Annotated in this window: 23 protein-coding genes and 1 pseudogene; 11 read left to right on the top strand and 13 right to left on the bottom strand. The window is 38.4% G+C overall.

All coding sequences use genetic code 11. From position 1 onward, the window contains the following. Window positions 1-54 precede the first annotated feature (54 nt). From SOO65_RS07235 to SOO65_RS07225, 3 genes are read left to right on the top strand one after another with little or no spacing between them, the layout of a single operon-like run. Entirely contained in the window at window positions 55-918 is an 864-nt protein-coding gene (locus SOO65_RS07235) for an SdiA-regulated domain-containing protein (protein ID WP_321398847.1), read from the top strand. Beyond that, window positions 915-1262, top strand: coding sequence for a hypothetical protein (locus SOO65_RS07230; RefSeq protein WP_321398845.1), 348 nt, complete (start codon window positions 915-917; stop codon window positions 1260-1262). Before SOO65_RS07235 ends, SOO65_RS07230 begins: the two co-directional genes overlap by 4 nt. Beyond that, entirely contained in the window at window positions 1249-1623 is a 375-nt protein-coding gene (locus SOO65_RS07225) for a hypothetical protein (protein WP_321398843.1), read from the top strand. The genes SOO65_RS07230 and SOO65_RS07225 overlap by 14 nt, the downstream gene beginning before the upstream one ends. Here the strand turns inward: SOO65_RS07225 and SOO65_RS07220 are convergent, their stop codons facing one another. From SOO65_RS07220 to SOO65_RS07200, 5 genes are all read right to left on the bottom strand, one after another. After that, window positions 1624-2334, bottom strand: coding sequence for a hypothetical protein (locus SOO65_RS07220; RefSeq protein WP_321398841.1), 711 nt, complete (start codon window positions 2332-2334; stop codon window positions 1624-1626). Between the two features lie 74 nt (window positions 2335-2408). After that, a complete protein-coding gene (locus tag SOO65_RS07215) occupies window positions 2409-3686 on the bottom strand; it encodes an McrC family protein (protein ID WP_321398839.1) in 1278 nt (425 codons plus the stop codon). Continuing rightward, a complete protein-coding gene (locus SOO65_RS07210; protein WP_321398836.1) occupies window positions 3676-6366 on the bottom strand; it encodes an AAA family ATPase in 2691 nt (896 codons plus the stop codon). The genes SOO65_RS07215 and SOO65_RS07210 overlap by 11 nt, the downstream gene beginning before the upstream one ends. Window positions 6367-6377: 11 nt before the next feature. After that, a complete protein-coding gene (locus tag SOO65_RS07205; protein WP_321398834.1) occupies window positions 6378-7343 on the bottom strand; it encodes a WYL domain-containing protein in 966 nt (321 codons plus the stop codon). A gap of 251 nt (window positions 7344-7594) precedes the next feature. Then, window positions 7595-7747, bottom strand: coding sequence for a hypothetical protein (locus SOO65_RS07200; protein ID WP_321398832.1), 153 nt, complete (start codon window positions 7745-7747; stop codon window positions 7595-7597). Between SOO65_RS07200 and SOO65_RS20790 the strand changes: the two genes are divergently transcribed. Then, on the top strand, window positions 7695-8072 hold the full coding sequence (locus SOO65_RS20790; RefSeq protein WP_407677004.1) for an HNH endonuclease: 378 nt from the start codon (window positions 7695-7697) through the stop codon (window positions 8070-8072). The two genes, SOO65_RS07200 and SOO65_RS20790, sit on opposite strands and share 53 nt — an antisense overlap. On the opposite strand, the gene SOO65_RS07195 is transcribed toward SOO65_RS20790, so the two are convergent. From SOO65_RS07195 to SOO65_RS07185, 3 genes are read right to left on the bottom strand one after another with little or no spacing between them, the layout of a single operon-like run. After that, complete coding sequence (locus SOO65_RS07195; protein WP_321398829.1) at window positions 8064-10529, bottom strand: DEAD/DEAH box helicase family protein; 2466 nt, start codon at window positions 10527-10529, stop codon at window positions 8064-8066. The genes SOO65_RS20790 and SOO65_RS07195 overlap by 9 nt on opposite strands. Continuing rightward, window positions 10529-11995 (bottom strand): Eco57I restriction-modification methylase domain-containing protein, encoded by a 1467-nt coding sequence (locus SOO65_RS07190; protein ID WP_321398827.1) that lies wholly within the window; start codon window positions 11993-11995, stop codon window positions 10529-10531. The genes SOO65_RS07195 and SOO65_RS07190 overlap by 1 nt, the downstream gene beginning before the upstream one ends. Before the next feature lie 8 nt (window positions 11996-12003). After that, window positions 12004-12759, bottom strand: a complete 756-nt coding sequence (locus tag SOO65_RS07185) for a hypothetical protein (protein WP_321398825.1) — start codon at window positions 12757-12759, stop codon at window positions 12004-12006. A 437-nt stretch (window positions 12760-13196) separates the two neighbouring features. Here SOO65_RS07185 and SOO65_RS07180 point away from each other — a divergent pair, with 437 nt between their 5' ends. Next, window positions 13197-14264 carry a DUF262 domain-containing protein gene (locus SOO65_RS07180; RefSeq protein ID WP_321398823.1) on the top strand — a complete coding sequence of 356 codons (1068 nt, stop codon included), beginning with the start codon at window positions 13197-13199 and terminating at the stop codon, window positions 14262-14264. Beyond that, window positions 14265-14873 carry a hypothetical protein gene (locus SOO65_RS07175; RefSeq protein ID WP_321398821.1) on the top strand — a complete coding sequence of 203 codons (609 nt, stop codon included), beginning with the start codon at window positions 14265-14267 and terminating at the stop codon, window positions 14871-14873. On the opposite strand, the gene SOO65_RS07170 is transcribed toward SOO65_RS07175, so the two are convergent. From SOO65_RS07170 to SOO65_RS07155, 4 genes are all read right to left on the bottom strand, one after another. Beyond that, complete coding sequence (locus SOO65_RS07170; RefSeq protein ID WP_321398818.1) at window positions 14870-15637, bottom strand: GNAT family N-acetyltransferase; 768 nt, start codon at window positions 15635-15637, stop codon at window positions 14870-14872. The genes SOO65_RS07175 and SOO65_RS07170 overlap by 4 nt on opposite strands. 20 nt (window positions 15638-15657) lie before the next feature. Further along, on the bottom strand, window positions 15658-16173 hold the full coding sequence (locus SOO65_RS07165; RefSeq protein ID WP_321398816.1) for a hypothetical protein: 516 nt from the start codon (window positions 16171-16173) through the stop codon (window positions 15658-15660). A gap of 61 nt (window positions 16174-16234) precedes the next feature. Continuing rightward, window positions 16235-17131 carry a hypothetical protein gene (locus SOO65_RS07160; protein ID WP_321398814.1) on the bottom strand — a complete coding sequence of 299 codons (897 nt, stop codon included), beginning with the start codon at window positions 17129-17131 and terminating at the stop codon, window positions 16235-16237. Window positions 17132-17404: 273 nt separating this feature from the next. Next, window positions 17405-18298: a LysR family transcriptional regulator gene (locus SOO65_RS07155; RefSeq protein ID WP_321398813.1), complete on the bottom strand. Its 894-nt coding sequence runs from the start codon at window positions 18296-18298 to the stop codon at window positions 17405-17407. A gap of 123 nt (window positions 18299-18421) precedes the next feature. Here SOO65_RS07155 and SOO65_RS07150 point away from each other — a divergent pair. From SOO65_RS07150 to SOO65_RS07135, 3 genes and pseudogenes are all read left to right on the top strand, one after another. Then, a pseudogene (locus SOO65_RS07150) lies at window positions 18422-19167 on the top strand (SDR family NAD(P)-dependent oxidoreductase). Window positions 19168-19177: 10 nt separating this feature from the next. Beyond that, window positions 19178-20101 (top strand): VOC family protein, encoded by a 924-nt coding sequence (locus tag SOO65_RS07140; protein WP_321398809.1) that lies wholly within the window; start codon window positions 19178-19180, stop codon window positions 20099-20101. Then, window positions 20085-20597, top strand: coding sequence for a DoxX family protein (locus SOO65_RS07135; RefSeq protein WP_321398807.1), 513 nt, complete (start codon window positions 20085-20087; stop codon window positions 20595-20597). The genes SOO65_RS07140 and SOO65_RS07135 overlap by 17 nt, the downstream gene beginning before the upstream one ends. A 53-nt stretch (window positions 20598-20650) precedes the next feature. Here the strand turns inward: SOO65_RS07135 and SOO65_RS07130 are convergent, their stop codons facing one another. Continuing rightward, on the bottom strand, window positions 20651-20944 hold the full coding sequence (locus SOO65_RS07130; RefSeq protein ID WP_321398805.1) for a hypothetical protein: 294 nt from the start codon (window positions 20942-20944) through the stop codon (window positions 20651-20653). Between the two features lie 352 nt (window positions 20945-21296). Here SOO65_RS07130 and SOO65_RS07125 point away from each other — a divergent pair, with 352 nt between their 5' ends. Together SOO65_RS07125 and tgt are read left to right on the top strand one after the other, a co-directional pair. Next, window positions 21297-22124, top strand: a complete 828-nt coding sequence (locus tag SOO65_RS07125; protein ID WP_321398803.1) for a pseudouridine synthase family protein — start codon at window positions 21297-21299, stop codon at window positions 22122-22124. Next, entirely contained in the window at window positions 22124-24166 is a 2043-nt protein-coding gene (gene tgt / locus SOO65_RS07120; RefSeq protein WP_321398801.1) for a tRNA guanosine(34) transglycosylase Tgt, read from the top strand. The genes SOO65_RS07125 and tgt overlap by 1 nt, the downstream gene beginning before the upstream one ends. The last annotated feature ends 38 nt before the right edge of the window (window positions 24167-24204 follow it).

Below are 24204 nucleotides of genomic sequence, written 5' to 3'. Positions count from 1 at the left end.
GAATAAGTTTGGTTTTAATTAAGACCTAATTGGAACAAACATAAGAAGAGAATCATGACATTTAAAATCTTTATTCTATTTGCCGTTTTATTAGCTCAAACTACTACTCATCTTGCTTACTCTAGTAGTGGCGAAGTACCCCAGTTCAGGGTGTTAGATTTTGTCAAAAATGGTGCAAATCCAAATGATTTATCCGGTGTGGCCTGGGTTCCAGAAACAAAATCCTATTTTTTTGTTTTGAATAAAAAAGGGCTCGTTTATGAATCCGATGAAAATTTCAATCATAAACGAACTATAAGCATATCAAATCTTGGAGATAGTGAAGAGATTGTCTATCTCGGCATGCAGGAGAGCAATGGGCAAATGTACCCTGAAGTTGCTATCGCTGAAGAAAGTGGAAGGATCTTCATTCTCACGATTACTGAGAAGGATACCTACGATACTTTAAGAGATGGTTATCAATTTACGATGAATCCAACCAATGAGAATTGGGGAAATGAAGGGATTGAGGGGTTGGCCTACGATCAAGTAAATAAAGTATTCTATGCCGGTAAAGAAAAGAGTCCTATGGCCGTTTATAAATTCAATCGCCCTGCTGACTCTTCGATTAAATCAGTACAGCCAACATTATTAATAACAAATGACCAGCTAAAAGGGCATATCTCGGATCTAAGTGGCCTATTCTTCAATGAAGAATCTCAACGTCTAATGATCCTGTCTCATGAAAGTTATAGCATGCTAGATATGGCAGAAGATGGAACTCTGGTTAAAAAGTATCCTCTTTCAAAGTACATTTCTAAGAAAGTACTTAAATCTATTAAGTCTCAATATGAAGGAATCACTATTGGAAAAGATGGAGACTTGATTTTAACGTCTGAGCCTTATTACTATCAACAGATCGATTTAAAGTACCTATGAGAAGGTACCTCATTCTAGCTCTTACATTCATGGTTTCAAGTTGTGCCAATATTAGTATGGGAAAGATCCCTATTATTGTTAAAAATCTTGATCAGGATGAGATTAACTACGATGAACTCATGAAGATGAAGAGCCAAGCCCGAAACACAAAAGAAACTAAAAAAGACTGTGCCCAGATTTATGTTTTTGTGCCAACCAAACTAATTTTAGATCTAGAATCCGTTTTAAAGAAAAGCTGCAATAATTCCAACTATAGTTTTGATAATCAAGTCGAAGATAGGTTTTTTTACTTGGGTTATGGCCAGGAATGTGTAGTGAATGAGTTTTACTGTGAAAATACTTAATCTCTTTCTCTTAACCCTACTCGTTTCTTGTACGATGCTTAAGCAAGAGCAAGGCACTTATGGGGCGATGATCTTTGATCCGGCCGACTTCAATCCTGGTCAAGCTCCCCTCCTCATCAAAGATAAAAACTATGTACTTTGGAGTGAGAGCTGTGGTTTCCTAGAATTGGATATCGAAAATCATTACAAGAAAATGTTAGTGAGATATAAGCAAGATAGTTCAGAGCATATGGTTGGAATAGCTGATGTTAAGATCAGTACCTATACTCAATTCCTGCTTATTACAGCTGTCCCCTGCATGCGCATCGATGCAAAGCCTTTGATTATTAAAAGCTGGGCGAAAGTAAGGAACGATCAATAACTACAGGCGAGTCTTGGAAGACCAGCGCTGTGATGCTTGCTTACTAAGCTGCTGTTCTAAATGAAGTAATGACTCTTCTTTTGCTTTATTAATCGCCCTGTCCTCTTGTTTAAAGAAGAGCGGTCGCTTCATCTTCCACTCACCTTCAGTTTCAGAGCCTAGGTGAACGACGGAATCTCTGACATCCCAAAGTACGGCCTGAGTGACAAAAGCACTAGTAACGGTATTTCCATTAGCGAAGAGCGTGGGAACAAGGACGACGTATGATAAACCAGTGGAATTGAGATTACTCTCCACTTCGGCCTTACCTTGCACGATTAAAAGAGCATCAGCACCTTGCTGAGCGGCCATGGTTCTCAAGGCCTTGATGTCTTCGGTGCCTGCGGTATTGATGAGTTCGAAGGAGCGTTTCACGATTTTTTTGTTATCGTCGAGTTTGTTCTGAAGAAATTCTTTGTCTTCCCTAGTCCAGCGCCATTCTTCTTTTTTGTCGGGTTGCTTGAAGTAGATGGCGAGATCAAAGGGTCTTTTTAGTTCGACTTTCTTGTTTGCAATTGAAGCTGTCTTGGAATCAGAGACTGAATCACCTATGGTTTTGTCCCAGAGATCGAAGAGTCTTTGGGTGATTTCGTTTTTGAGCTTATCTTCTTTCTTGGTGGTTGAGCAGCCGGGTAACACAAGGAGCAAAAGCAGAGGCAAAAGATAGTTCATGAGGTCTCCTTCATAAGGAGAGGATCAGTATATGAGAGGGGTCATGACAAGACTTGGGGAGATACAATGGGAAATTAAGCCACTTTATGACTTTCAATGATAGTAAAGATGATTTGTTTTATTTCATCTAAGATTTTCCCCGTGTCAAATTTGTCATTCGAATCAAAGAAACTAATTGTTTCAACTCTGCAGCTATTAGGAATACAGAGACCATCTAGGGTGAGAGGTTGATAATATTCACCATGTAAGGATTCTTTTTGAACCCCTTCAAATATTGAAGACCAAGGATAAAGCAAGACTGAATCAGGAGAATCGAAATAGTTGTTATAAACAAAAACCTGCTTTAGGTCTGCATCAGTGGGAGTACCATCTTGAGGAATTTTCCATTTAGTATCCATGATAATAACCTTTCGACCATTTGTGATCAACATATCAGGTTTAATCACTTTATCTTTCCAAAACTTCTTCATTCTTCTTTCGACAGTATATTCAGTATCGGCCAGACAGCGTCTAATCATGTTAAAAATAAAATCTTCGTAAAGATGATTCATGTCAAACATAATAGCCAGAACTGAAGACTTACCAGCTGTCATCATGGGGCAAAAAGATCGTATTAGAAGTGAGGATAGAGTTAAAGCTACTTCATACCTTTTTGTTGTCCTATCTAGCTTAATTCTGTCTAATCGATCGATGGAAATAGATTGTTTAACATTTTCAGGCATGTAAAGGTTAAGTTTTTTGGCTCTCGCGACTAGATGTTGGTTTTTCACAGTCTTTATTACAATATTAAGAGCCATCCTAATCGCAGAATGAATGTCATGATCCCAGTTAAATACTTCGTGAGCACAGTTAAACTTAGTCATGTCTGCGAGATTATTTTTGAGATGTTTACCAAAATCGATTCTTCCTTTAAGTACATTTAAGTTGGAAGTTTCAACCCTGTACTTTTTCCTAAGCCCTGAGTGTAATAAACGATCTACCTCATTTAAAAAATGTTCAATATATAGATCAATTAAAGATCCATTATGAACTTCTAAGTTTGAGTTATTGGCCGAATAAGATCTAATTCGCTTTGTGTGTTGTAAGATGTTAATAAGCGCGTGATGCCATCGATCAAAATTATCATTATCATGATCAACTTTCGGCAATACTTCGATCATAAGCGATCCGACTTGAATTGCGCCGACAAAATGTTTGAAACGAATTTTATTATATTCAATAGAAAAGAACTTCTGAGATGATTTAGAATGATAAAGACATAATGCCTCAAACTCTTTCTTTGAAAGATTATTTTCATCTTCGCCTACTCTCAATGAATTGTGTTCAAAAACAGTTAGGCGTTTAATCTTCATATATACTTTTGAAGGTAGACAAGTCCCAATCTTTTGAGTCACTGATTCTGTAGATTGACTTTTCTTGATACTCTTCAGGAACGTCTGAATACCCTTTAGCAAATTTTATCTTTCCAGAATTAACCTTCGCGACGAACTTTCTACCAAGGACCATTGATAGTTTCTCCCAGTCTTCGTAAAAGTACTCTTTCAGAAGAGGAATAATCTTGTTTTCAAAAACAATTCGAAGTCCATTAATGTCTTTGATCTGCTCCTTCATGAAGTAACTGTGACCAATTCTAAAGTCTTTGCCTAGTAGCGCTTCAACCCTAGTATTTAGGGTTTTAAACAAGTTTTTAATGAGTTCAGGTTCAAACTCACAATCAATCGCCTCTAATCTCGGCTCCAATTCCTCGAAAATAAATCTTCGTCTCAGGGCTAAATCCAAAGCCTCGACACTTTTATCAGCCGTATTCATAGTCCCGTATATGAAGAGATTCTTTGGAACAGTGAATTCGATTTTAGAGTATGGAAGCACTGTGCTGACTCGACCTCTCTTGTCTTCCTCAATTAGCGTGATCAATTCACCAAAAATTGAAGGAATATTTCCTCGATTAATCTCGTCGATAAATATGGCGTAGTTATTCTTAGGATCTTCGGCAGCCCTAAGGCACATCCTCTTGAAAATTCCATTAACCAAGGTATATTGAAGTCCATTATCAGACTCCTCATCCAGAATGGGCTTGATACCTTCCATAAAATCTTCATAACTAAAGCTCGGATGAAAAGTAACAAATTCAAATCTTTTAAAGGACCCTGTTAATTTTTCCCCTTGTCTCATTTCTTGAACAAGCTTTATTTCATCTGAAAGTTCTTCTTTCCAATCCCCGGCCAGCTTCCATTCGGAATTTTCATTCTTATCAAAAACATATGGAGCAGATCTATTTTTTGTATTTACTGTCTTTGATTCCAGAATAGTCTTTGACTGTAACTTGCCCCAAATGCTTTCCTTAAAAGTCTTGGTACCAACCAACTTTGACTTAATGATAACAAATTCATGTTCCATTATCTCTTTAACTGATAATGGCTTTCCTGCATCGATCAAAGTACAGGCTATAACCTTCCAAAGTGGAAAATCTTCAAAAACTTCAGCCATCTTAGACTCTATTGAAAGGCTCTCACCAATAAATTCGTGTGCAATCTCATTCATCAGCTTATGAGTTTTGCCGGTACCCGGCGGACCAAAAAAGATTACATTCCTAGGTTTATCAATACATCTTTGACTCATTTCTTCGCCTTTAACAGAATTATTCAATCTGAATATGGCTTCAATGTCCTTTTCCTTAACTGCTTCCGCAGTCTTCATATAGGATAAGCCGAACACTTTATGCTCTTGTTTCTCCCAAGTAACAGCAAGGTTGATTCCATCACCATCATTCGAAACGACTTCTCCAATTGCCTTGATCATCAAACAAGAGATCTTGTTGCCATTAGCGTCTTTAGAGGGATATGAACTCTTGAGGGCCACAAAATCCCCCTCTTTAATCTTCTGCACAACTTTAAGAGAGGGATCTCCAGAACTTTCCTCAAAACCGTTCTCCCATATTGATTGCTCAATAAATCGTCTAGATTGATCTTTTTCTTCTGTATCTCCACCCCACCATGCCCCCAAAACCCAATATCCCTTAGGCTCGACTTCTTCCCAGAGTTCAAGAATAGATTCATGATAAAGACAATGGCTGATGTACACATTTCGATTTAGTGGATTATTTACAGGTATTTCTACATCTCTGAGCAGCTCTGTAAGCTCACTAGAGAAGGTATCCGGATCAAATTCAATTCCTAATATCAGTTTTGAAAAAGCCTCACGTTGGTTATCTGAAAGTATGGTGAAGTTTAAATTAGGAGATTCAATGTAACGAATAGTATTCTTCACACTACCGGGCTTCATTAAAAAAGCATCGTTCTGTGAAATCTTATAATTAATTAAATACCTCACCCAATCATTCTGACGGACACCGATTCTAGCCAGAGTTCGCTTATCTTCATTGAGATTCCATACGCTTTTATTGAAACCATGGAGATCGAAATGAGCCACAACTTTACCTATAATCTCAAATAGCTCATATTCACGTGATTTCTTAGGTAGGCTTGAGAGATAATTTTGAAACGTTGACTTCGAATCTAAGAAACCTTGGTATGCAGTCTCCAAAACGGCTTTTGCAACTTTTAGTGATTTAAACGACTCAAAAACGTTCTTATTTTTAATATAGTAATAATCGTTCTCTTTCAGAATTTCACTCTTGAATCCTTTGGCAATCAAAGTTCTTATGTTAGTAATCAGTTCTGTTTTGGGACCAGAAATGATTCTAACTGGATTCAATCCGAAGCTTCTGTTTAACCAACTATAATATCTCTTCCTTTGCTCTTCAAAAAGCTGACTACTAAATAGATACTTTTGATCTTTGAAGGTCAAACTGTAAGTTTCGGGGTCGTAATATCTCGCTTGTGGAGTTCCAAATTTTCGTTGTTCTTGATGAGATCTAGTATCATCCAATTTCAGAAGTACGGGATACTTTCCCGCAGACAGTTCCTTGGAGCAGTAATCTGCATTTTGAAGATCCTTAACTATCTGGTCTGTCAGTAAGTTGTTCTTTTGTAGATAATTAAATAATTGCTTCACATCACTTGCGATGGCCATGTTCAATACCTTTATGCTGCCAGTTTATTTCTTAAAAGACCTTGTTGGGCCTTGATTACAAATTCATTTCTCAATTCTTCGTTATCTACAATTTCGATATCCTGGGCATAAACAAAGATTTGGCCCAGGAGCTCTGCTGAATTTGTATAAGAGCAAAGATAAGCATCGAAGTCTTCTCCTCTATTCACAAACTCTCCGTTAAAGAACTCTTTTTCAGAAAATATCTTTCTGCTAGGTCCATAAACCTTCAACATAACTCTTTTAATTTCACCAAGTACCAGACCGGATGAATTTTTATATTCTTTAATGGGATCCCATTCAGATTTTGACGGATAGGGAAATTTTTTATCAAGGACTCTAATTCCATTAATACGGGAAAGCTTATATGTTCTCTTTTCCCATAGTGAGTCGTCTTTGATCCGATAACACATAAGATAAAGTTCATCTCTATACTGGCATAACGTTAGAGGCATAACTTTCCTTAGACCACCATCATAAGTAAGCTCTATTTGTTTTTCTCCGATTAATGCTTCAATGACAGAATCTAATGTTTTTCGAGTATTTAATGAATGAGAGGCTTTAACCGTCACTAGATGCATAAACTTTCTTCCTAGGCGGTCAAAGTGTCTACGATCCGTATCGGCCAAGTCAAAAACCATATCAGTAAAATGACTATCTAAGAGATGTCCCACCTGGCGATAACATTCAAGAAGAAACTTGCCCTCTTCTTGAGCGTCAAGAAAAGCTTGCCAGCCTTTGGTGTTTAAACAAAATAGTCTTTCACCACTAGGATTCAAAGTTTCAATAAGCAAAGGTGGCACATCTTTCGATCCTTCTAACAGTTCATTGATCTGTCTATGCCATGTTGACTTTGGAGGATTGCCCATCATTTCTTTGATACTGGACTCTGATAAATATCGCGTCGGAGACAAGGAAATCTTGTACAAGATATTTAAATAGTTCGTAGTTTTACTCATTGGTTAATTATCGGTATCGAAGTCCCAAAAATTGAGACAATGGTCAGTTGCCTTGAGACTTAAGTCTTTGAAAATATGCATTCTTAAGAATTCTTATTTTATAGAAAGTCCCGAATATTGAGACTCGACTCTAATACCTTTGAACCTCAGAGAGGTACAACTTGAGAACATTTTTTATCCAAAGCTTTGCAGCAGTTTTCCTAATAGTCATCATGACCATAGTCTTCACATCATGTGGGAAAGCCCTAGGTCTAGAAGATGAGGTTGTTCAGAACCAGTGCAGCCTCAGATTCATTGCCGGCCATGATTGCATAGTCTGCGAGCATGGCGGAGTCAGCTGTAGGTGGTGATATGGGTGATATAAGAAAAAAGCGTTTCCAGCTATGGAGAAAATCCGATCGCATATGCTTCGTATGTCGAAACAAGATTGAATATTTCGATGATAGTTCGATAGAACATATTGTCCCTCTCTCAGAGGGAGGAAATTCATCAGCTCGTAACCTAACTTTGTCTCATCGCCGATGCAATAATTTGAGAGGTTCGATCATATGTAGGATCGTTTGGGAATTAAGAATAAAGACCTTCAAGCCCAAAGAAAGACCTTATTATGAACCTCCAATAGTTAAAGAGTTAAAAACCAAAGAAAAACCGACTCCCAAAGATATAGAGGCAGCTTGGATTATGAAGATGATGGAAAAGTATAGACATCTAAAATACAACTTAAGCTGACTCTTTTACATGTATCGCTCTTAACTGTTCTAGAATGTATTCTTCAGGCTTTAAAGAACTCTCTTCTTGGCATCTAAATTCACGTACAATTCTATTAAGGGATGATTTGTTTATAAACTCAAACTCACATAGCTCCGAAAAGTCTTCTTTCGAAATTCCAGTGACAACCCCGAAGAACTCCGAGTCTTTAGTTTGTATAACATGATCAATGTTGTGTTCTCTAAACTGAGTCATATAAACGAAGTCTGCCATACAAATAGCTAATCGTTTAATCTGAGTTGCGAACCATTTTTTCCTAGTTTGTTTCTCTTTATCTTTTTCATCTTCTACAAAATCTTTATTATTCTCTTCAATTTCTTCTTCCGTAATATCATTTTTTCTTTTCTTTTCTTTTAACTTGTCAGCATCAAGTCCGATTTGAACGAAGTCCTCAATAGAACCAACTTCTTGAGTTCTATATCCCTTTACCTTTTTTAAAACCTCAAAAAGTCTTGGATTTTCTTCTAATAATTTCAACGAAGTGAAGTTAACTAAAGCGTCACTTGTAATTCTTTTTGCCAAAGAAATCCTTGAACCCTCTAAGTTCAAAGCATCAAAAATATCTCTAGCTGTTGTTTGATCCGAAGATAGCCTACCTTCATAAAAACGCTTGATATTAAGACTTTCACATAAACCTGTCATCGTCTGAACTAGATTGTCTTTATTGACAGTGTATCTTTCAGCAAAACTATCTTGCTGGTCTAGCTGATCTGCCAGAGCATCTGCGTATTCATAAGTAATTCGTAAACATCTAGATATGGCAAAATCAAAAACCCATGCCTGTGGTTTCAAAACCTTTTTAGTATCACGATCAACCCAGGCAGATTGAACACGAAAAATGGCTTGATAGTACGACTCTGCAGATTTTACATCATTTAAGACAAGAATCGATTCCCATTCTTTTATTGTTACGCCGGTCAGAAATCTTCTGACCGTTAAAGTTATTGTGCCAAGCTTTTTTGGATCATTATTAACAGCTCTTATCTTTTCTTCAATTGTAGCTTTATCTTTGGCGACCAAGGTTTCATCATCCTCATTGCCTGTTTCACTTCCTGAAGCGTTTATAATTTCAAACCGAGAGAAATATGGATGTTTCCGTAATTTCGAAGCTAGTGCTGCAACAGAGTCTACTCTATTTAACCACCAAACAGAATGGCGAATCGGTGGCAGACCTAACTGTTCGCCGAGTTTACCATAGACGCTAATAGCTTTAGCATCATGATCCCTCTTTACTAAACCATCCAAAAAATGGTCAACAGCATCTTCATGCTCAAAACCGTTTTTCTTTGCTTTAAAGAGTTCATTAAGAGAAAAGTCTAAATCATCAGTTATAAAGGATTCTGTCTGCTCACATATATCATCTTCTGTAATTTCAATTGTGGAGATGTCCAGATTTGGCATTTGCCGATATATCTTTTCCTTTGTGCCATGCAGATCTCCGAAGATCTCAAAATCTTTATTTTTTTTCTCATCAAGATAACTATAAGTGAAAACTTGTTGAGAACAAAAATCATCTTGCTGAATCAGTCTAAAAGGGGTTCCAGAAAGATCAAGACGATATGTTATATTAAGATCTGTTATCTTATCAATAATGTACTTTGCCCGCTCAGTACGACTTCCAAAGTGTACTTCATCAAAAATGATCAGATCCCATTTGGATTTTATCACCTTTTCAAGTCGTCTTTTCGTTTCCCCATCCTGGTCGATACTTAGATCTTGTAAGGAGACACATAGGACTATAGGGCCAGACGTATCGGGAAAATCTCCGTCAACAGATAAGCATGGTTCATTGAAGACCCCATTCTTTTTCTTAGCTCTGATTCCCATCCATCCTTCGAAATCGACATGATTATTAGCTGACTCCATCCATTCAGAAATGACTTCTGGCTTATATGTAACTACTATAGTTTTTCGGGCCTTTATCGCTTTCGCAATATGTATACCTGTGAAGCATTTACCAAAACGCATTTTTGCATTTAACAAAAAACGATCTTGGTGCGTCGCAGATTCGAGCACTTCTTTGGGATAATCCTTAACAAACCATTTTTTTGCTTTTTCTACTGCTTCCAATTGCTCTTGCCGAGGCTTAAAATTCTCCAGTCTTTTACTGCCATTAACTAATTGATTATAAGCACGCTTAACGTCGTCCAGAGTGGCAATAAACCACTCTTTCCCGGGACCACCCTCAACTCTCGAAATCCCATTCTTTATTAACTGAGAATGGATATCAATATCACGAAATCCTCCTGGAAGTTCTTGTACCCATTTGATAATAGGTTGTTCTGGATTACTCGTTCCAAACTGCTCTTTGATTCTTTCTTTATGTCTTCCACGTAATGAATGACCTACTTTGATGAGACCACTCACTTCATGAGATTTGGTAGTGTATACATAAAGTTCAAGAGCTTCAGATTTCATTATGACCACTCCTCAACTTTGGCGGACATATGTTTTCGTTCTTCCTTAGTAATTGCAAATAGTTTACACAACTCTTCATCATTCCAGGCTTTCTTTAAATCTACGTATGGAACCCAATTCCATCTATCAGGAGGTAAATCTTGTGTTATTTTTCGCAAACCTACTAGATATCGAGCGAAATCAGTTTTTAAGTAGGCTATAAAATTCTCAGCTTCTGACTTAGTTTTAAAAACATCAATAACATTGTATGTTTCTGTTGTTACCATCCCTTTCCCAATTAAAAATATCTGATTTAGAGGAATAGTAGAACGACGACTCCCTTTAGATCCACCTGCAGCCTTGGGTGCACAAACCTTCCAAGAATCTATATGATTTTTATTTTTTGTAATGTGAGATCGTGAAGCATATTTAATTTGCTTTCCTTTACTTAAGCAAGCGACTCCTTTTGAATGTGATTTCCCAAGATCCGGATTAACATCGAAATAATTAGTTCTTAAACCAAAAGGTTTACTTGGCCAAGCCTTATTACCAACATATTTATCCTTCCACTTGTTTCGAACTTTTCGAATAATTGAGAAAGACTTGGGATCGTCTGGAATGATATCGAACTCTGACATATCAATAATTTCACGATGTTTATCATCTGAAAGATAAGTTGTTCCAGCATAGTCTTTATCTACATGCAAGAAGCAAACACCTCCATTGATATCGACCGTAGGAAATACTTTTGAGGAATTATCAAAATATTTAATTTCTTTCACAGATTTTAACGCCAGGATTTTTTCGCGAAATTCGTCAAGGCCCTTTCCTCCCCCAAACCATCTCGATGGAATTACGAGGATGAACTTATTAATATCAGGACTATCTAACAAAGCTTCAGTAAAAAAATTATAAACAGCCTTAGCGCTTTTCCCAAATCCTCCATCAGACTCCTGATAAGGAGGGTTCCCCACTGCAATAATTTTTTTATTTGGCGAATTCTTCTTGATATACTCAATCATTTGATTGAACCTCTCTGTAAATTTTTCTTCTGTTAATGTTCCATCGAGCTCTGAAAGATAATCACCACATCGGATCATCTTTATATAATCTTCGTCATGAGACTTTTCATTCCCCAGAAATGTTCTAAGACTAAGACGATAATGTCTTTCATCCGGTGCCAAAGCATAAAAATTATTATCCTCGAACATCGACTTTTGAATTTCTTCTACTGTAGGTAAAGGTTTGCTCTTATGAATCTTGTAATAGCTCTTTAGGAAAGCGCATGCGAGTAGGATTTCGCCAGCTTTACAGAAGGGATCAAAAAATACATATTCGTCAGAAGAAAGTACTTCTTCACCCAGTGGGGCAATTAGTTCAATTGCTCTATTCATCAGCATAATTGGCTGATCTCTACCCTTTACATTTCCAAGAATGTCTACGACATGAGTATTTATTCTGGATAAATTCAATTTCTCTGCAGTCATAAACGCTCCTACGCGACTCTGACGTCTCTGATAGAAATTACTTCAAGGGCAAATGAAAATTCCTCAAATCCTTTAATCTCTTGTCCAGTTAGGAGAGAGTCGACAAATGATGAGGCTCGTTCAAACTCAATAACCTTATATTTATGCTTCAAGCCTTGTTGAAAGTATTCACACCAAGTTAATTCAAAATCCAGTGGACGATGCTTGTTAGTATTTATCCATTTTGATCCCAGATCTGTTTTACTCGCTGATTTTTTCGACTGACCTTCATCTGAAAGAGCAGAGAGTGCTTCGTTTTCATGAATATGCCATTGGATAGCACACAATAGATGGATAAAGAATTTTCTGTTCTGTTTTAAGAGCAACTTATACGAAGTACCAGTTGATTGAGACCAAAAACTCATAATTACAGATAATGCTCTATATCTACACTCTTCAACATTCTTTTTATCAATATCAATTGCCCAAATGGTATTAATAGAATTTGCGATTGAATACAGACTATACTGAGGATCTCTATTCTTTTTGGCCGAAGTAGAAATTGCATTAAGTCGTCTTTCAAGAATAGCCGTAACAAAATTTCCATGACCGCATGTAGGTTCAAAAAATATCTTGTTTTCATCAGCCCAGATTTTTGAATCCTCGACTCCTGAGACTAATAGATCTAACATCTGGTGAACGAAAGCATCTGGAGTAAAAACCTCGCCGAGATCCTTTATCCTTTGCTTAGAACGATGATGAAAAAAAACATTCTCTTGGTTCATCCTGAACCCCCATCAAAGAAAAAAAATTAATTATTAACTTTGATTTTGGGGTTTTTATGAAACAAAAAAAACTTAAGAAATCTTAGAAATGGCAAACTAAATATTAAGACAGTACAAACAATTAGATAATTTGAGAGAGGTATATATCGATTTCTCGGTTACTCCAAGCCTATTTGATCAATTCCACCTTAAGAAAACTTACTCATAAATTGGAATTTTTTGCCTAAGCACTGCTTTTAGACGAACGAAATCAATACTCCCCTTACTCATAATAAAGATGCTTTGAACTCAAAAGATGAATGCTTCTTAAAAATTGATTCAAGCATCTCTTCCATTATTGCGGGATCCTATTTTTGATATTTCCAAAATTTATGATAAAATAATTCAAAAGAAACATCTAAGTTCATCATTTACTATATCCAATTTCAGGGCTTTTAATGAAACAATGGGAAATTTCGAAAACAGTTTACACCGTCGGAGACTTTGTTGGTTGGCAACAATCTGAAACCTTAAATCTCCGCCCGGACTTTCAAAGAAAGAGTGTATGGAAAAAAGGCGCTAAGTCTTTTTTACTAGACACAATTTCTAGAGGCTTACCAATTCCAATTATACTAATACGTGAGAGACGTGTAAGTGGCAAATTCGAACCTATCCGGGATGTCGTTGATGGGCAACAGCGATTAATTACAATCATCTCTTTTATTGCTCCTCATTTGATACCAAATGAAATTGATTCGTCATCCTCTGTTACAATTTCCAAGAACCACAACAAGGAACTTGCCAACAAGGCTTTTAATGAACTTCCAGAGGACATGAGAAACTTCATTTTAAACTATAAGTTTAGTGTTCATATTTTACCTTCTGACATGGGAGACAGAGAAATCTTAGAAATTTTTTCTCGAATGAATTCAACAGGAACAAAACTGAATTTCCAAGAATTACGAAATGCAGAATGGTTTGGAGAACTTAAATCTTCTATATACGAAATGTCGTATACGCACTACGAGAATTGGGTTCATTGGAGAACTTTTAAAACTCCGCAATTATCCCGAATGGCAGACATAGAGTTTACTAGTGAATTATATCACTTCATTATAAACGGCATTGAATCAAAGGACCAAAACAAGCTTGATCTTTTTTATCAGGAATATGATGAAACCTTCACATTCCGGAAAGAAGTGGAAAAAAGATTTGCTCACATCATGGATTTTTTAGATAAAGAATTATTCCCTAAATATCAAGGCGTCTTCTTCTCTTCTTCATCACACTTTTATGCCCTCTTCACATGGATTTATGATCTTACTTACGGAATAAGCTCAAGTCTCACTCCAGAGAAGCCCAGAAAATTTAGCATTAAAGATATATCTTCAATTGTATTATCTCTGCAAAAATTCGAGACGGCAAAACTTCCCAAGAAACTAGAGGAGTCATTATTGAAAAGACGACTTAAAACGATTGAATTCCGTCAGGAGGCAGTTAATCATCTTAATAGCTTAAAGAAGTAAATGAATACTAGTCTCTTATCTACTCAATTAACAAATAAACTTAAGGCTCTTGAACGTGTACGACAAAGAGCTGAACTCCAATACCAGAAGAAAAAAATTTTTAAAAGTGATCTTGAGTACATGTATGCTGGTATCTTTATAAAAATGACGAATCATTTTGAAGTCTTTCTTGAAAATTTATATTTCGGACATATGACAAATAGCTTAAAAGGTTCATCTGCTCCAGTGAAGACATTCTACTCTTTCAAAAATAGAAATCTTGCATTTAAAATTGTAAAGGGTGAGCAACCATTTATTAAATGGATGCCATTTGAGAACTTAGTTCAGATGTCACAAATCCATTTCAAATCAGAATTCCCATTTAGACTTTTGACTCAAGCAGATAAAGAAATTTTAAATAGAATCTCCACAATAAGAAACGCAATTGCTCATACCAGTCCAGCATCAATTGAAAAGTTAGAAAAAAAAATTTTAAATCAAACAAGACTAAAACCACATGAAAGAAATGCTATCGGCTATCTAAGAAGTTCATATACCATTACACCTTTAACATCTCGATACCAAGAGCTTAGTGATGCCATGAGTGTGATCGCCCAAAAACTTTGTTAAGGGATTAGAATTCTATCCAACCAAAACAAATCATTGTCTTGTTTATTGATACCAAAAATTTTTCCTTCTTCATACTTAGCTTTATCCATATATAACTTGTTATCTTCGACTGATATGCAAATCACAACATCTCTGGCTTCAAAAACGGAGGGGTGATAAAATACGATTCTATCTTTAAGTACTAATTCATTTGAACTTTTTCGAAAGCAATCTGGTTTAAAAACAACAATAGGTTCAACACTCTTATCATTCCATTTAACTTGCTCCGGGTAGAAACGAATTTCCACTGAGACCATTGGCCATGAAGGGTCTACATAATTATCTTTACCGATTTTCAAATAGGCTCGATTTGAGTAATGATTTTTTTTAGATACTCCTTTAAAAGTCTCTTTATATAAGTGGAACCCCATCTTCTTCCAAAAATTTATCGATGAACTCGGCTGACAATCGATTCGAATGATAGAGTGATTCTTTGACTTAAAGTAAGAGATTGCGAATTCTGCCATCTTTCTGCCATAACCATGACCACGCTCAGCATGTTTTACTTCTAGTATCTCGATTGATGAACAGAGTGGATTGAGTACTAAAAATGCAATCGGCCCCTTCCCCAAATCTAAAATCCAAACATTTTTTTTCTTAAACGATTCTTTAATGAGACTACGATTACAATAAAAGCATCCCGGCAAACCTGCTGCGTTTTCAGCCTTTAACCAATCCAATACTTGCTTTAAATCTTCTTTTGAGCAAACTCTGATTTCGTCCATTTAACCTGCTATTTCTACCACTAATTGTTAGTATTACTAAGTGGTAAGGCTTTCCTTAAGCAATTGATTATAGTGATACCCAACTTTGCACTTTCTTGTGCAGTTCCACTAATAGAGCCAGAAGAATATATTCCAAAGACAATAGGCTTCTCATGAGCAATCTGATTGCGTGCCCTCCCAAATCCTTCTATCAAATTCAACAGGTCAACGTCTAAAACCCCTAATTCTTCCAGTTTTATCTTATTAGTTCTTCCCTTGCCATTATCCCACTTCCAGGTAGGTGCGGAGCCGTTCTTCATGATGTATGCCAAACGAATATGAAGGTCGATATAAGAACCACAAAATAAAGTCGAAATTAAACCGTTTTTAAATGACAATCGATGGGGGTCAAAAGCCCTAATATATCCACCATCGGGTTTCGGCAAACTGTTTTTTGCTAGATGGTATTCCGACTCCTCAAATGCGTCATTTGCAATTTCATAATACACCTGAAGGTTAGAATATATGCTCAATACTTCTTCTTTAAATGACTCCACTTTCCCTACTTTCTAACCATACTGATATCAAATAAATTTTACAGCCCCTGAACCAATGAGTTTAATAAAACGTAATATGCTTAAGGTTTTCCCCTGATATTGCTACTGCCAGCCCATCTTTAAGAATCAAGTGACCATAACTGGTTGTCTGCAGATAGTTTCCATAAAAACATTTCTCCACAGTGCAAACTTCTACTCTTGTCTTAGAAGAGAAGTAGGAGTGAAACGATGATCTCGTTTTTAAACTTATTATAAATGCAAGCAAAACTAACACGATGGTAGACAGTGAATATATAAGTCCTCTATCAAATTTATGATCTTTTCGTTTATTAATCTTTTCAACGTTGCTCTCAGGTAAGTCATCATAAAAAACGTATCGCAGATTGTTAACTGCAAGCCAATAAAATGAAGAAGCAGCAAAGATAAGCAAGATGGACCACCAACTGAAGTATGATTGAATAATGAAGTATAGAATGCTCCAAAACAAGAGGGAAATAGCACACATAGCTTCACCTGTAGAGATGATAAACCTTTTCCCTCTCCATTCAAAAACTCTCATTTGAATCACATCGAACCAGTCATATGGATCGTGATCACTATGTCCATGAGTTCCATGAACATTTCCAAAAAAACTCCATATGGTTTCAAAAGGGAGCATGAAAACTTTAAAAATCGGATCAAGAAATAATCTGACGAAGCCCCAAATGAGATATAAACAAGTGATAGATAAAATCAGAAGATCATTTCGCAATGAAATTAGGTCAGAAAAAAAATTTACGAAGGTTTTTTCGTGATAAGGAATATAGTCTACTTTCCAGAAGTAAAAAGCTAGGTTCATAGATAATGACATTATAAGAAACAAAAGCAATGAAGATACTAAAATAAAGCCAAGCCACGAACGAGTAAAAGCTAAATGGATTCTTTCTATAAGTACGGTGTTAAATATTAATTCTTTCATAAAATCTTCTTACTATGTGAATAATAGAGCGTAAACATTCCTCAACGTTACCCCTCCCGAATAACGTTGAAGATCTTTGATGACTTATGAATTTTCGTTATGTTAAGAAACAAAACTTTAGAAGCAAAGTCCGTGAAAATAATTGATATTCACCATATTCTTTGTAAACCATTTTAATTTTTGTTACTTGGAACTTACTCATATGGAAATAGTGGCCCCCCATAAATCTCAGATAAGCTAGTATTGATACTATTTGCAACCACCTCCTCTTCCTCAATACTGCAACATCGGCTTAATCCTCTCCCCCACATAATCCAAAAACGCGGTCACCTTTAGCGGGGTAAACTCAAGTTTCTGATACACAAAGTGCACATTCGCCTCTTCTAACTCCCAGCTAGGTAAAACGATCTTTAGCTTCCCTGACTCAAGCTCTGATACACAAGTCGGCACCGGCAATAAAGCGATCCCTGCTCCTTCGATCGCAAGCATTCTCACCGCGGAAGCACTTGAAGAAACAAACTGACCATTCACATCGATGGAAGCCTTATATCTATCTGTCTTCAAATTCCAAACACGGAAGTCAGATCTTGGAGCAAACACTAGGCATGTATGATTCTTCAAGTCTTGTGGCGAATTCAGTGGAGGGCAACTCTTCAAATAAGCCGGACTCGCCATCATCTGATAGCGATGCTTGCCGAGCTTTCTTGATTTGAGATTCGAATCCGTGAGCTTTCCAATTCTCACGGCCACATCAATATTATCATTCACAAGATCTAAGACCTTATCTGTCTGTACGAGTTCCAATTTAATCTTGGGATACTTCTTTAGAAAACCTGCGAGGATGGGGCTAATAACTTGGGTCGCGAAATCCGCGACGGCCGTAACTCTTAGTACGCCGGCTGGTTCAAGATTCGCTTCTTGAGCATAGACTTCAGCCGACTTTAATTCCGATAAACTCTTCGAGGCCTGCTCAAAGAAGGTTCTTCCAGACTCTGTAAGTTGAAGACTGCGAGTTGTTCTCCTTAAAAGCGTCGTCTGCAAATGGACTTCGAGTTCAGCAATCTTTTTAGAGATTGTGGACTTCGGTACCCCTAATTCAACTCCAGCCTTTGAGAAGCTCCCAAGCTGAACCACCCTCACGAACATACTCACACTATTTAAATCCATAACTTAGATCCTTATTGTTTCTATGTATGGACAGTATATCCAGATTATCCAGACTAATCAAATATGCCTGCAGCCTCTATTATTGATTTAACGAAAACAACAAACCTCTACAGGAGATATTTTATGGGTAAGTTAAATGGAAAAATTGCAGTAGTTACAGGCGCCACTTCAGGAATTGGTTTGGCCATCGCTAAGAAATTTGTAGATGAAGGAGCTTATGTCTTCATCACAGGAAGAAGACAGTCGGAGCTTGATAAAGCAGTCACATTACTTGAAAGAAACGTCACGGCCGTGAAAGGCGACATCTCTAAGCTTTCAGACCTCGATCATCTTTATGAAGTTGTGAAATCAACTAAGGGTCGCATCGATGTTCTTATCGCGAATGCTGGTGGTGGTGAATTCAAGGCCCTTCCAGAGATCACAGAAGAGCACTATGACCAAACCTTCGATATCAACGTAAAAGGAACTCTCTTTACTGTACAGAAAGCGATTCCACTTCTTTCACGTGGTAGCTCAGTCCTTCTTACTTCTTCAAGTGAGCTAATCGTGGGAATCCAGCATTCAGTGTTTACGCTGCTACCAAAGCCGCTATCAGATCATTTGCAAGAAGCTTTGCGACTGACCTCAAAGGGTTGGATATCAGAGTGAATGCAATCAGTCCGGGCCCTACATCAACCGTTGGATTATTTGATCTAGTTCCAAGTGACCAGGCCGCATATCTAAAAGAAGCTCTCATCGCGACAGTTCCTTCTGGAAGACTTGCTGATCCAGAAGAAATTGCAAATACAGTTCTGTTCTTAGCTTCAGATGATAGTCGCTACATCAATGGTGCTGAAATCGCGGTCGATGGTGGCCAGGCTCAAGTCTAAGGAGAGAAATATGAAACTTTTATTTTTATTACTGATGATAAGTGCCCATGCCTACTCAAAAGATCCGGCGCTCACGATGAAGAAAATTGATCACGTGGGCATTACAGTCCCAAACATCGCAGAAGCATCTAAGTTCTTTATAGATACTTTTGGTTGTGCACCCTTAACTCATATGGGTCCATTTAATATGGACCACAGTATGTCGAATGATCGGAAGCAGAAGGTTAAGCCTAGAGCGAAGACCATTGAGTTGAGCATGATCACTTGTGGAGATGGAACTAATATCGAGCTTTTTGAATATAAAAACTCTAAAGGCAAAAAGACTCCTCCTGATCACGAAGATCTTGGTGGGCATCATATCGCCTTCTACACTGAGAACATTCACGAGGCGGTTAAGTATCTTCGTGAGAAAGGTCTGACAGTTATTGGAGAACCAATGGTTATGACCTTCGGGGAAACGGCTGGAGAAACATGGGTCCATTTTATGTCGCCATGGGGATTAGAACTTGAATTAGGAGAATCACCAAAAGGAAAAGCTGTGGAAACAAACTTTGTTAAACAAGATATTATTATTACCAAACACTTCGATGCCATTAATGAATTAGATTCGGCAAAGAGAGATACGCTCTTTGATTTAGCTTACAGTTCCAATATCGATTTCATTGATCCGTTCTTCACTGTAGTGGGACATAAGAATCTCAAAAATATGTATGATGAGCTTCACAAAAAGTTTCCTCAGCATCAGTTTGTCGTGACAAAAGTTGAAACTCATCATGACTCCACTCGCGCGAAATGGAACTTAGTTGATGCGAAAGGAAAGATCGTTCATACCGGTGAAGACTTCATTCTTTTCGCTAACGGCAAGATCGCAAAAATTTACGTCTTTATTGATAACCATAATTACAAGGATACTTCATATGAAACTCACAAATAAAATCTTCAGATCTGGTTCTCATGACTCATTTACTTCAACTGGACTTTTAACTCTAAGAATCGTGGCCGGACTGGCCATGGTTCTTCACGGGACACCTAAGCTGGCCAATCCCACAGGTTGGTTAGGAGATTCGGTTCCAGCACTCTTTCAGTTTCTCGCCGTTTTAGCAGAAGTGGGTGGCGGATTAGCAGTTACAGTAGGACTTCTTACACCCGTATCAACTTTTGGGGTTGTCGCCACAATGGTGATGGCAGTTAGAACTCACTTAGTTGCTGGAGATCCCCTCTTTCGTATTACCATCAGCAATACGAATGCTGGTGCAGGTGTTGAGTACCTGGGATTACCACAATGGTTCGCACTTGGCGGAGGCAACAGCGGCTGGGGAACTGGATCAGCAGAGCTGGCATTCTTATTTTTGATAATGTCTGCGACGCTTTTCTTCACAGGAGCAGGAAAGTATTCTCTAGATGCGGTTATAAATGCACAGAACAAGTAATGCGGGTGGCGGGAGTTTTTACACTCCTGCTTCGTATTTGAACTGATAGCATATTATCTTTTTAGATGAAGATACAATTTTTTAATACTCCAACATAAAAGCCATGCGATAAATATCCAAGTAAAAATGGATAAAAGATAAATCGTTTTTAACGAGACATCTTGGAAACGAATCCCCCCAAAGTAAAGCTCACTCATAAGAAACATGAACAGACCCAACGGACACAGGATAAAAAGATTTACACCATGAAGGTCTTTATATGGTCTTCTATATCTAGGCCAAATTGTACGAGTCAAAAACCACTCATCAAATTTTTCCCAACCAGTTTTTTTATCATCTTCGTTCACGGAGTTCCTTCTATGATAATGGATAAAGCGATCTTTCTATTTAGCCTCCAGATATCTCATTTATTATCTTGGCCCAAATTGCACTTCGAAATTTAATGAGAATAAGGAAAGTTACTAATATATAGGGAAAGATTTCAGTGAAAATCAGAAGATAAAATATGTCTATAAGATATCGGAAGCCCTTTTCTTTGAAACGGCTTCTTAAAGAATGAAAACATGATTTGATGAAATTCATCTAAGTCTTATCGGTATCTAGCACATACATATTTACTTAAGCTTTCTTATTTAAATGCCGGTGGTTTGTTTGATGGAGGTGATTTTATCTAGTCATAAGATATTGAAGTTTGGTCCTTTGAAGTCGATAGCCTACTCGAGATTCTTAAGTCATGATGTTCTCATGAATTACTACAAGGCCATACTCCAATACGACGGAACTGACCGCATAGGCTTCCAGTGGCAGGAAGGCATGCCCACGATCCAGGGTGACCTCAACCTCTCGTTGCAGCAGATCCTCCGGGGGAAAGTCACAACGAGATCGGCTTCCCGCACTGATAAAGGTGTTCACGCCTTCGGCCAGGTGGTCAAGATTTCGGCCGAAGATTCATCACCGCTTGATCCTGCACGATTGAATGCGGCACTACCGACGCACATCAGATGTCTCGCCCTCTCTCCGTGCGCAGGAGATTTCATCCCATCAGTCGATCAGACCTCAAAAGAATATCGTTACCTCTTCACGAACAGGCCTGGAGTTTCAGGCCAAGATCAGCGCTATATTGCGCAGACCCCCTATCCGTTGAGCATCGATCATATCCAGGCATGCGTCGATATGCTTAAGGGAAGAAATAACTTTCAAAACTTTTGGTCTATTGGCGGAATCTCAAATACAACAATTCGGGACATCCTGGAGTGCGATTTAACACTAATCAATCCCCATGAACTCTTCAAGGATTCCCTTTTTACAGCGGGACCAGTCACAAGCTGCTGGCAATTCCGGATCGTCGGAAAAGGGTTTTTGAAACACATGGTCCGCCACCTTGTAGGTGCTCTATGGATGGTTGGAAACGGCAGACTCACGGTGGAAGACTTCTCTCAATATCTCCATGGTGAGCTAAAAGAACAGAGGCCGTGGAAAAAAGCCGATCCGCGAGGACTTTATCTTCTAAAAGTGAGTTACGAATAATGAGTCGATTGAATTTTAAACTAGAGGCCACAGCATCGGGATCACGAGCGCGAGCGGCCACGTTCACTACTCTTCATGGGGAAGTGCAGACCCCGATATTTATGCCAGTCGGAACTCAAGCTACGGTGAAAAATCAAACTGTCGAATCGCTCAAGACAGCTGGATCTAATGTTCTACTCGCCAACACATACCACCTCCTCCTTCGCCCAGGCGCGGAAGTGATGAGAAAGTTCGATGGCATTCATAAGTTCATGAACTGGGATCGTCCCGTACTTACGGACTCGGGTGGTTTTCAAATTTTTTCGCTCTCTCATCATCGTGAAATGAATGAAAAAGGGGCAAGATTCTTAAGCTATGTCGACAATCGACCCATAATGCTCACACCTGAACTTTCGATCGATATGCAAAAAGCAATCAACAGCGACATCATGATGGTTCTCGATCAGTGTATTGAGAGCAATGCCTCTCACAAAGACGCGAAGGCCGCGATGGAGCTGACCCACCGCTGGGCAAAAAGAAGCCTTGAGGCCCGCGGAGATTCTCAGCAATCAATGTTCGGGATTGTTCAGGGTGCCTGTTACGAAGACCTTCGGAAGCAAAGCGCAGATGTACTTACAAATCTTAGAGTTAATGGTGAAGGCTTTGATGGTCTAGCGATCGGAGGTCTTGCTGTTGGTGAGACGAAATCTGAACGGGAAGACTTTACGGCCATCGCAACAGAGATGCTTCCGGAAAATCTCCCGCGCTATTTGATGGGAGTTGGAACTCCGATCGACATTCTCGAAGCGGTTCACCGCGGAGTCGACATGTTCGACTGTATTATCCCGAATCAATATGCCCAACGAGGAGTTGTTTTCACGAGTCTCGGGAATTTCCAGATGAGACGCTCGGTGTACAAGTTCTCTGAAGAGAAACTCGATCCAAGTTGTGATTGCCTAACCTGTACCAACTACTCTCGTGCATATCTCCATCATCTCATGAAAACTGATGAGCCTCTTGGTTGGCACCTCCTCACCCTCCACAACATTACTTTCTATCATCGCTTAATGCGTGAGATAAGAATGAATATTCTTAACGGAACTTTTCTCGATTTTTACAACCGTAAAAGAAAAGAACTTGTAATGAGCGACGAAGAAAATCCGCCTACTCCGATGACTCCTGAAAAGCCGTATAAAAAAGATAAACGCCTTTCACTTGGAGATTACGAAGTTCATGACTCAGGTCGCGGATTTTCTAGCATTCGCCAGAAGAGCTCCGGCGAAGTCATGCATTCAGTGAATCCTCCACAAGAAGAAGCGCGCAACCTCTACGTGTTGCCTGCTAGGATTGAAGAAAGATTCAACGAACTTGATGAAGTTGTGATCTGGGATGTAGGCCTCGGCGCCGCCCATAATTCAATGGCCGTCATTCACGAGTTTTTAGATAAAGATTTCACGGGTAAGATTCGCATCGTGAGCTTTGAAAACGATACAGATCCTTTAAAACTAGCTCTTCGAAATGCCCATCACTTCCCGCATCTTCATCACGCAGCTCCTCACGAGCTCTTAAAGAACAATAAATGGGTTTCTCCGAAGGGGCATATCGAATGGGAACTCTTTCACGGCGATTTCGCCCACACTTTCGAAGGTGCACCGAAACCACATGTGATTTTCTACGATCCCTTCTCTATCCATACCAACGTCGAACTCTGGAGTGAGGAAGCCTTCGCCAGGATCTTTGACTACTGTCGTGGGAATGAGGTTCAACTTTTAAACTATTCAGCTTCTACCGCAGTTCGAGCTACACTCCTTGCAGTCGGCTTCACTGTTGGCTACGGACCAGCTTCTGGTCCGAAGAGTACGACGACTGTCGCATTCAACGAGGCTACACTAGCGGAAAAGCTCGGAATGACTCTACTTGGTGAAGAGTGGCTAAAACGATGGGAAAAGAGTGATGCTAAAGTTGCGAGGACATTGAGTAAATCGGATGAGAAAGAGTTTGAGGAGAAGATTCGGAGACGTGAGCAGTTTTCTAAATCGATAACTAGATTCATAGAAAAATAATAGTATCAACACATTTCTTTCTTTAAAAATTCTTTCAA

It is taken from the genome of Peredibacter starrii (assembly GCF_034259205.1).
GTDB lineage: Bacteria > Bdellovibrionota > Bacteriovoracia > Bacteriovoracales > Bacteriovoracaceae > Peredibacter > Peredibacter starrii.
Note: the sequence above shows the minus strand (reverse complement) of the source record. Positions and strands in the feature narration are given on the sequence as shown.

Coding starts and splice junctions, on each gene's coding strand:
- SOO65_RS07235 (WP_321398847.1), top strand. CDS start 55: ATGACATTTAAAATCTTTATTCTATTTGCCGTTTTATTAGCTCAAACT.
- SOO65_RS07230 (WP_321398845.1), top strand. CDS start 915: ATGAGAAGGTACCTCATTCTAGCTCTTACATTCATGGTTTCAAGTTGT.
- SOO65_RS07220 (WP_321398841.1), bottom strand. CDS start 2,334: ATGAACTATCTTTTGCCTCTGCTTTTGCTCCTTGTGTTACCCGGCTGC.
- SOO65_RS07215 (WP_321398839.1), bottom strand. CDS start 3,686: ATGAAGATTAAACGCCTAACTGTTTTTGAACACAATTCATTGAGAGTA.
- SOO65_RS07210 (WP_321398836.1), bottom strand. CDS start 6,366: ATGGCCATCGCAAGTGATGTGAAGCAATTATTTAATTATCTACAAAAG.
- SOO65_RS07205 (WP_321398834.1), bottom strand. CDS start 7,343: ATGAGTAAAACTACGAACTATTTAAATATCTTGTACAAGATTTCCTTG.
- SOO65_RS20790 (WP_407677004.1), top strand. CDS start 7,695: ATGGGTGATATAAGAAAAAAGCGTTTCCAGCTATGGAGAAAATCCGAT.
- SOO65_RS07200 (WP_321398832.1), bottom strand. CDS start 7,747: ATGCGATCGGATTTTCTCCATAGCTGGAAACGCTTTTTTCTTATATCA.
- SOO65_RS07195 (WP_321398829.1), bottom strand. CDS start 10,529: ATGAAATCTGAAGCTCTTGAACTTTATGTATACACTACCAAATCTCAT.
- SOO65_RS07190 (WP_321398827.1), bottom strand. CDS start 11,995: ATGACTGCAGAGAAATTGAATTTATCCAGAATAAATACTCATGTCGTA.
- SOO65_RS07185 (WP_321398825.1), bottom strand. CDS start 12,759: ATGAACCAAGAGAATGTTTTTTTTCATCATCGTTCTAAGCAAAGGATA.
- SOO65_RS07180 (WP_321398823.1), top strand. CDS start 13,197: ATGAAACAATGGGAAATTTCGAAAACAGTTTACACCGTCGGAGACTTT.
- SOO65_RS07175 (WP_321398821.1), top strand. CDS start 14,265: ATGAATACTAGTCTCTTATCTACTCAATTAACAAATAAACTTAAGGCT.
- SOO65_RS07170 (WP_321398818.1), bottom strand. CDS start 15,637: ATGGACGAAATCAGAGTTTGCTCAAAAGAAGATTTAAAGCAAGTATTG.
- SOO65_RS07160 (WP_321398814.1), bottom strand. CDS start 17,131: ATGAAAGAATTAATATTTAACACCGTACTTATAGAAAGAATCCATTTA.
- SOO65_RS07155 (WP_321398813.1), bottom strand. CDS start 18,298: ATGGATTTAAATAGTGTGAGTATGTTCGTGAGGGTGGTTCAGCTTGGG.
- SOO65_RS07140 (WP_321398809.1), top strand. CDS start 19,178: ATGAAACTTTTATTTTTATTACTGATGATAAGTGCCCATGCCTACTCA.
- SOO65_RS07135 (WP_321398807.1), top strand. CDS start 20,085: ATGAAACTCACAAATAAAATCTTCAGATCTGGTTCTCATGACTCATTT.
- tgt (WP_321398801.1), top strand. CDS start 22,124: ATGAGTCGATTGAATTTTAAACTAGAGGCCACAGCATCGGGATCACGA.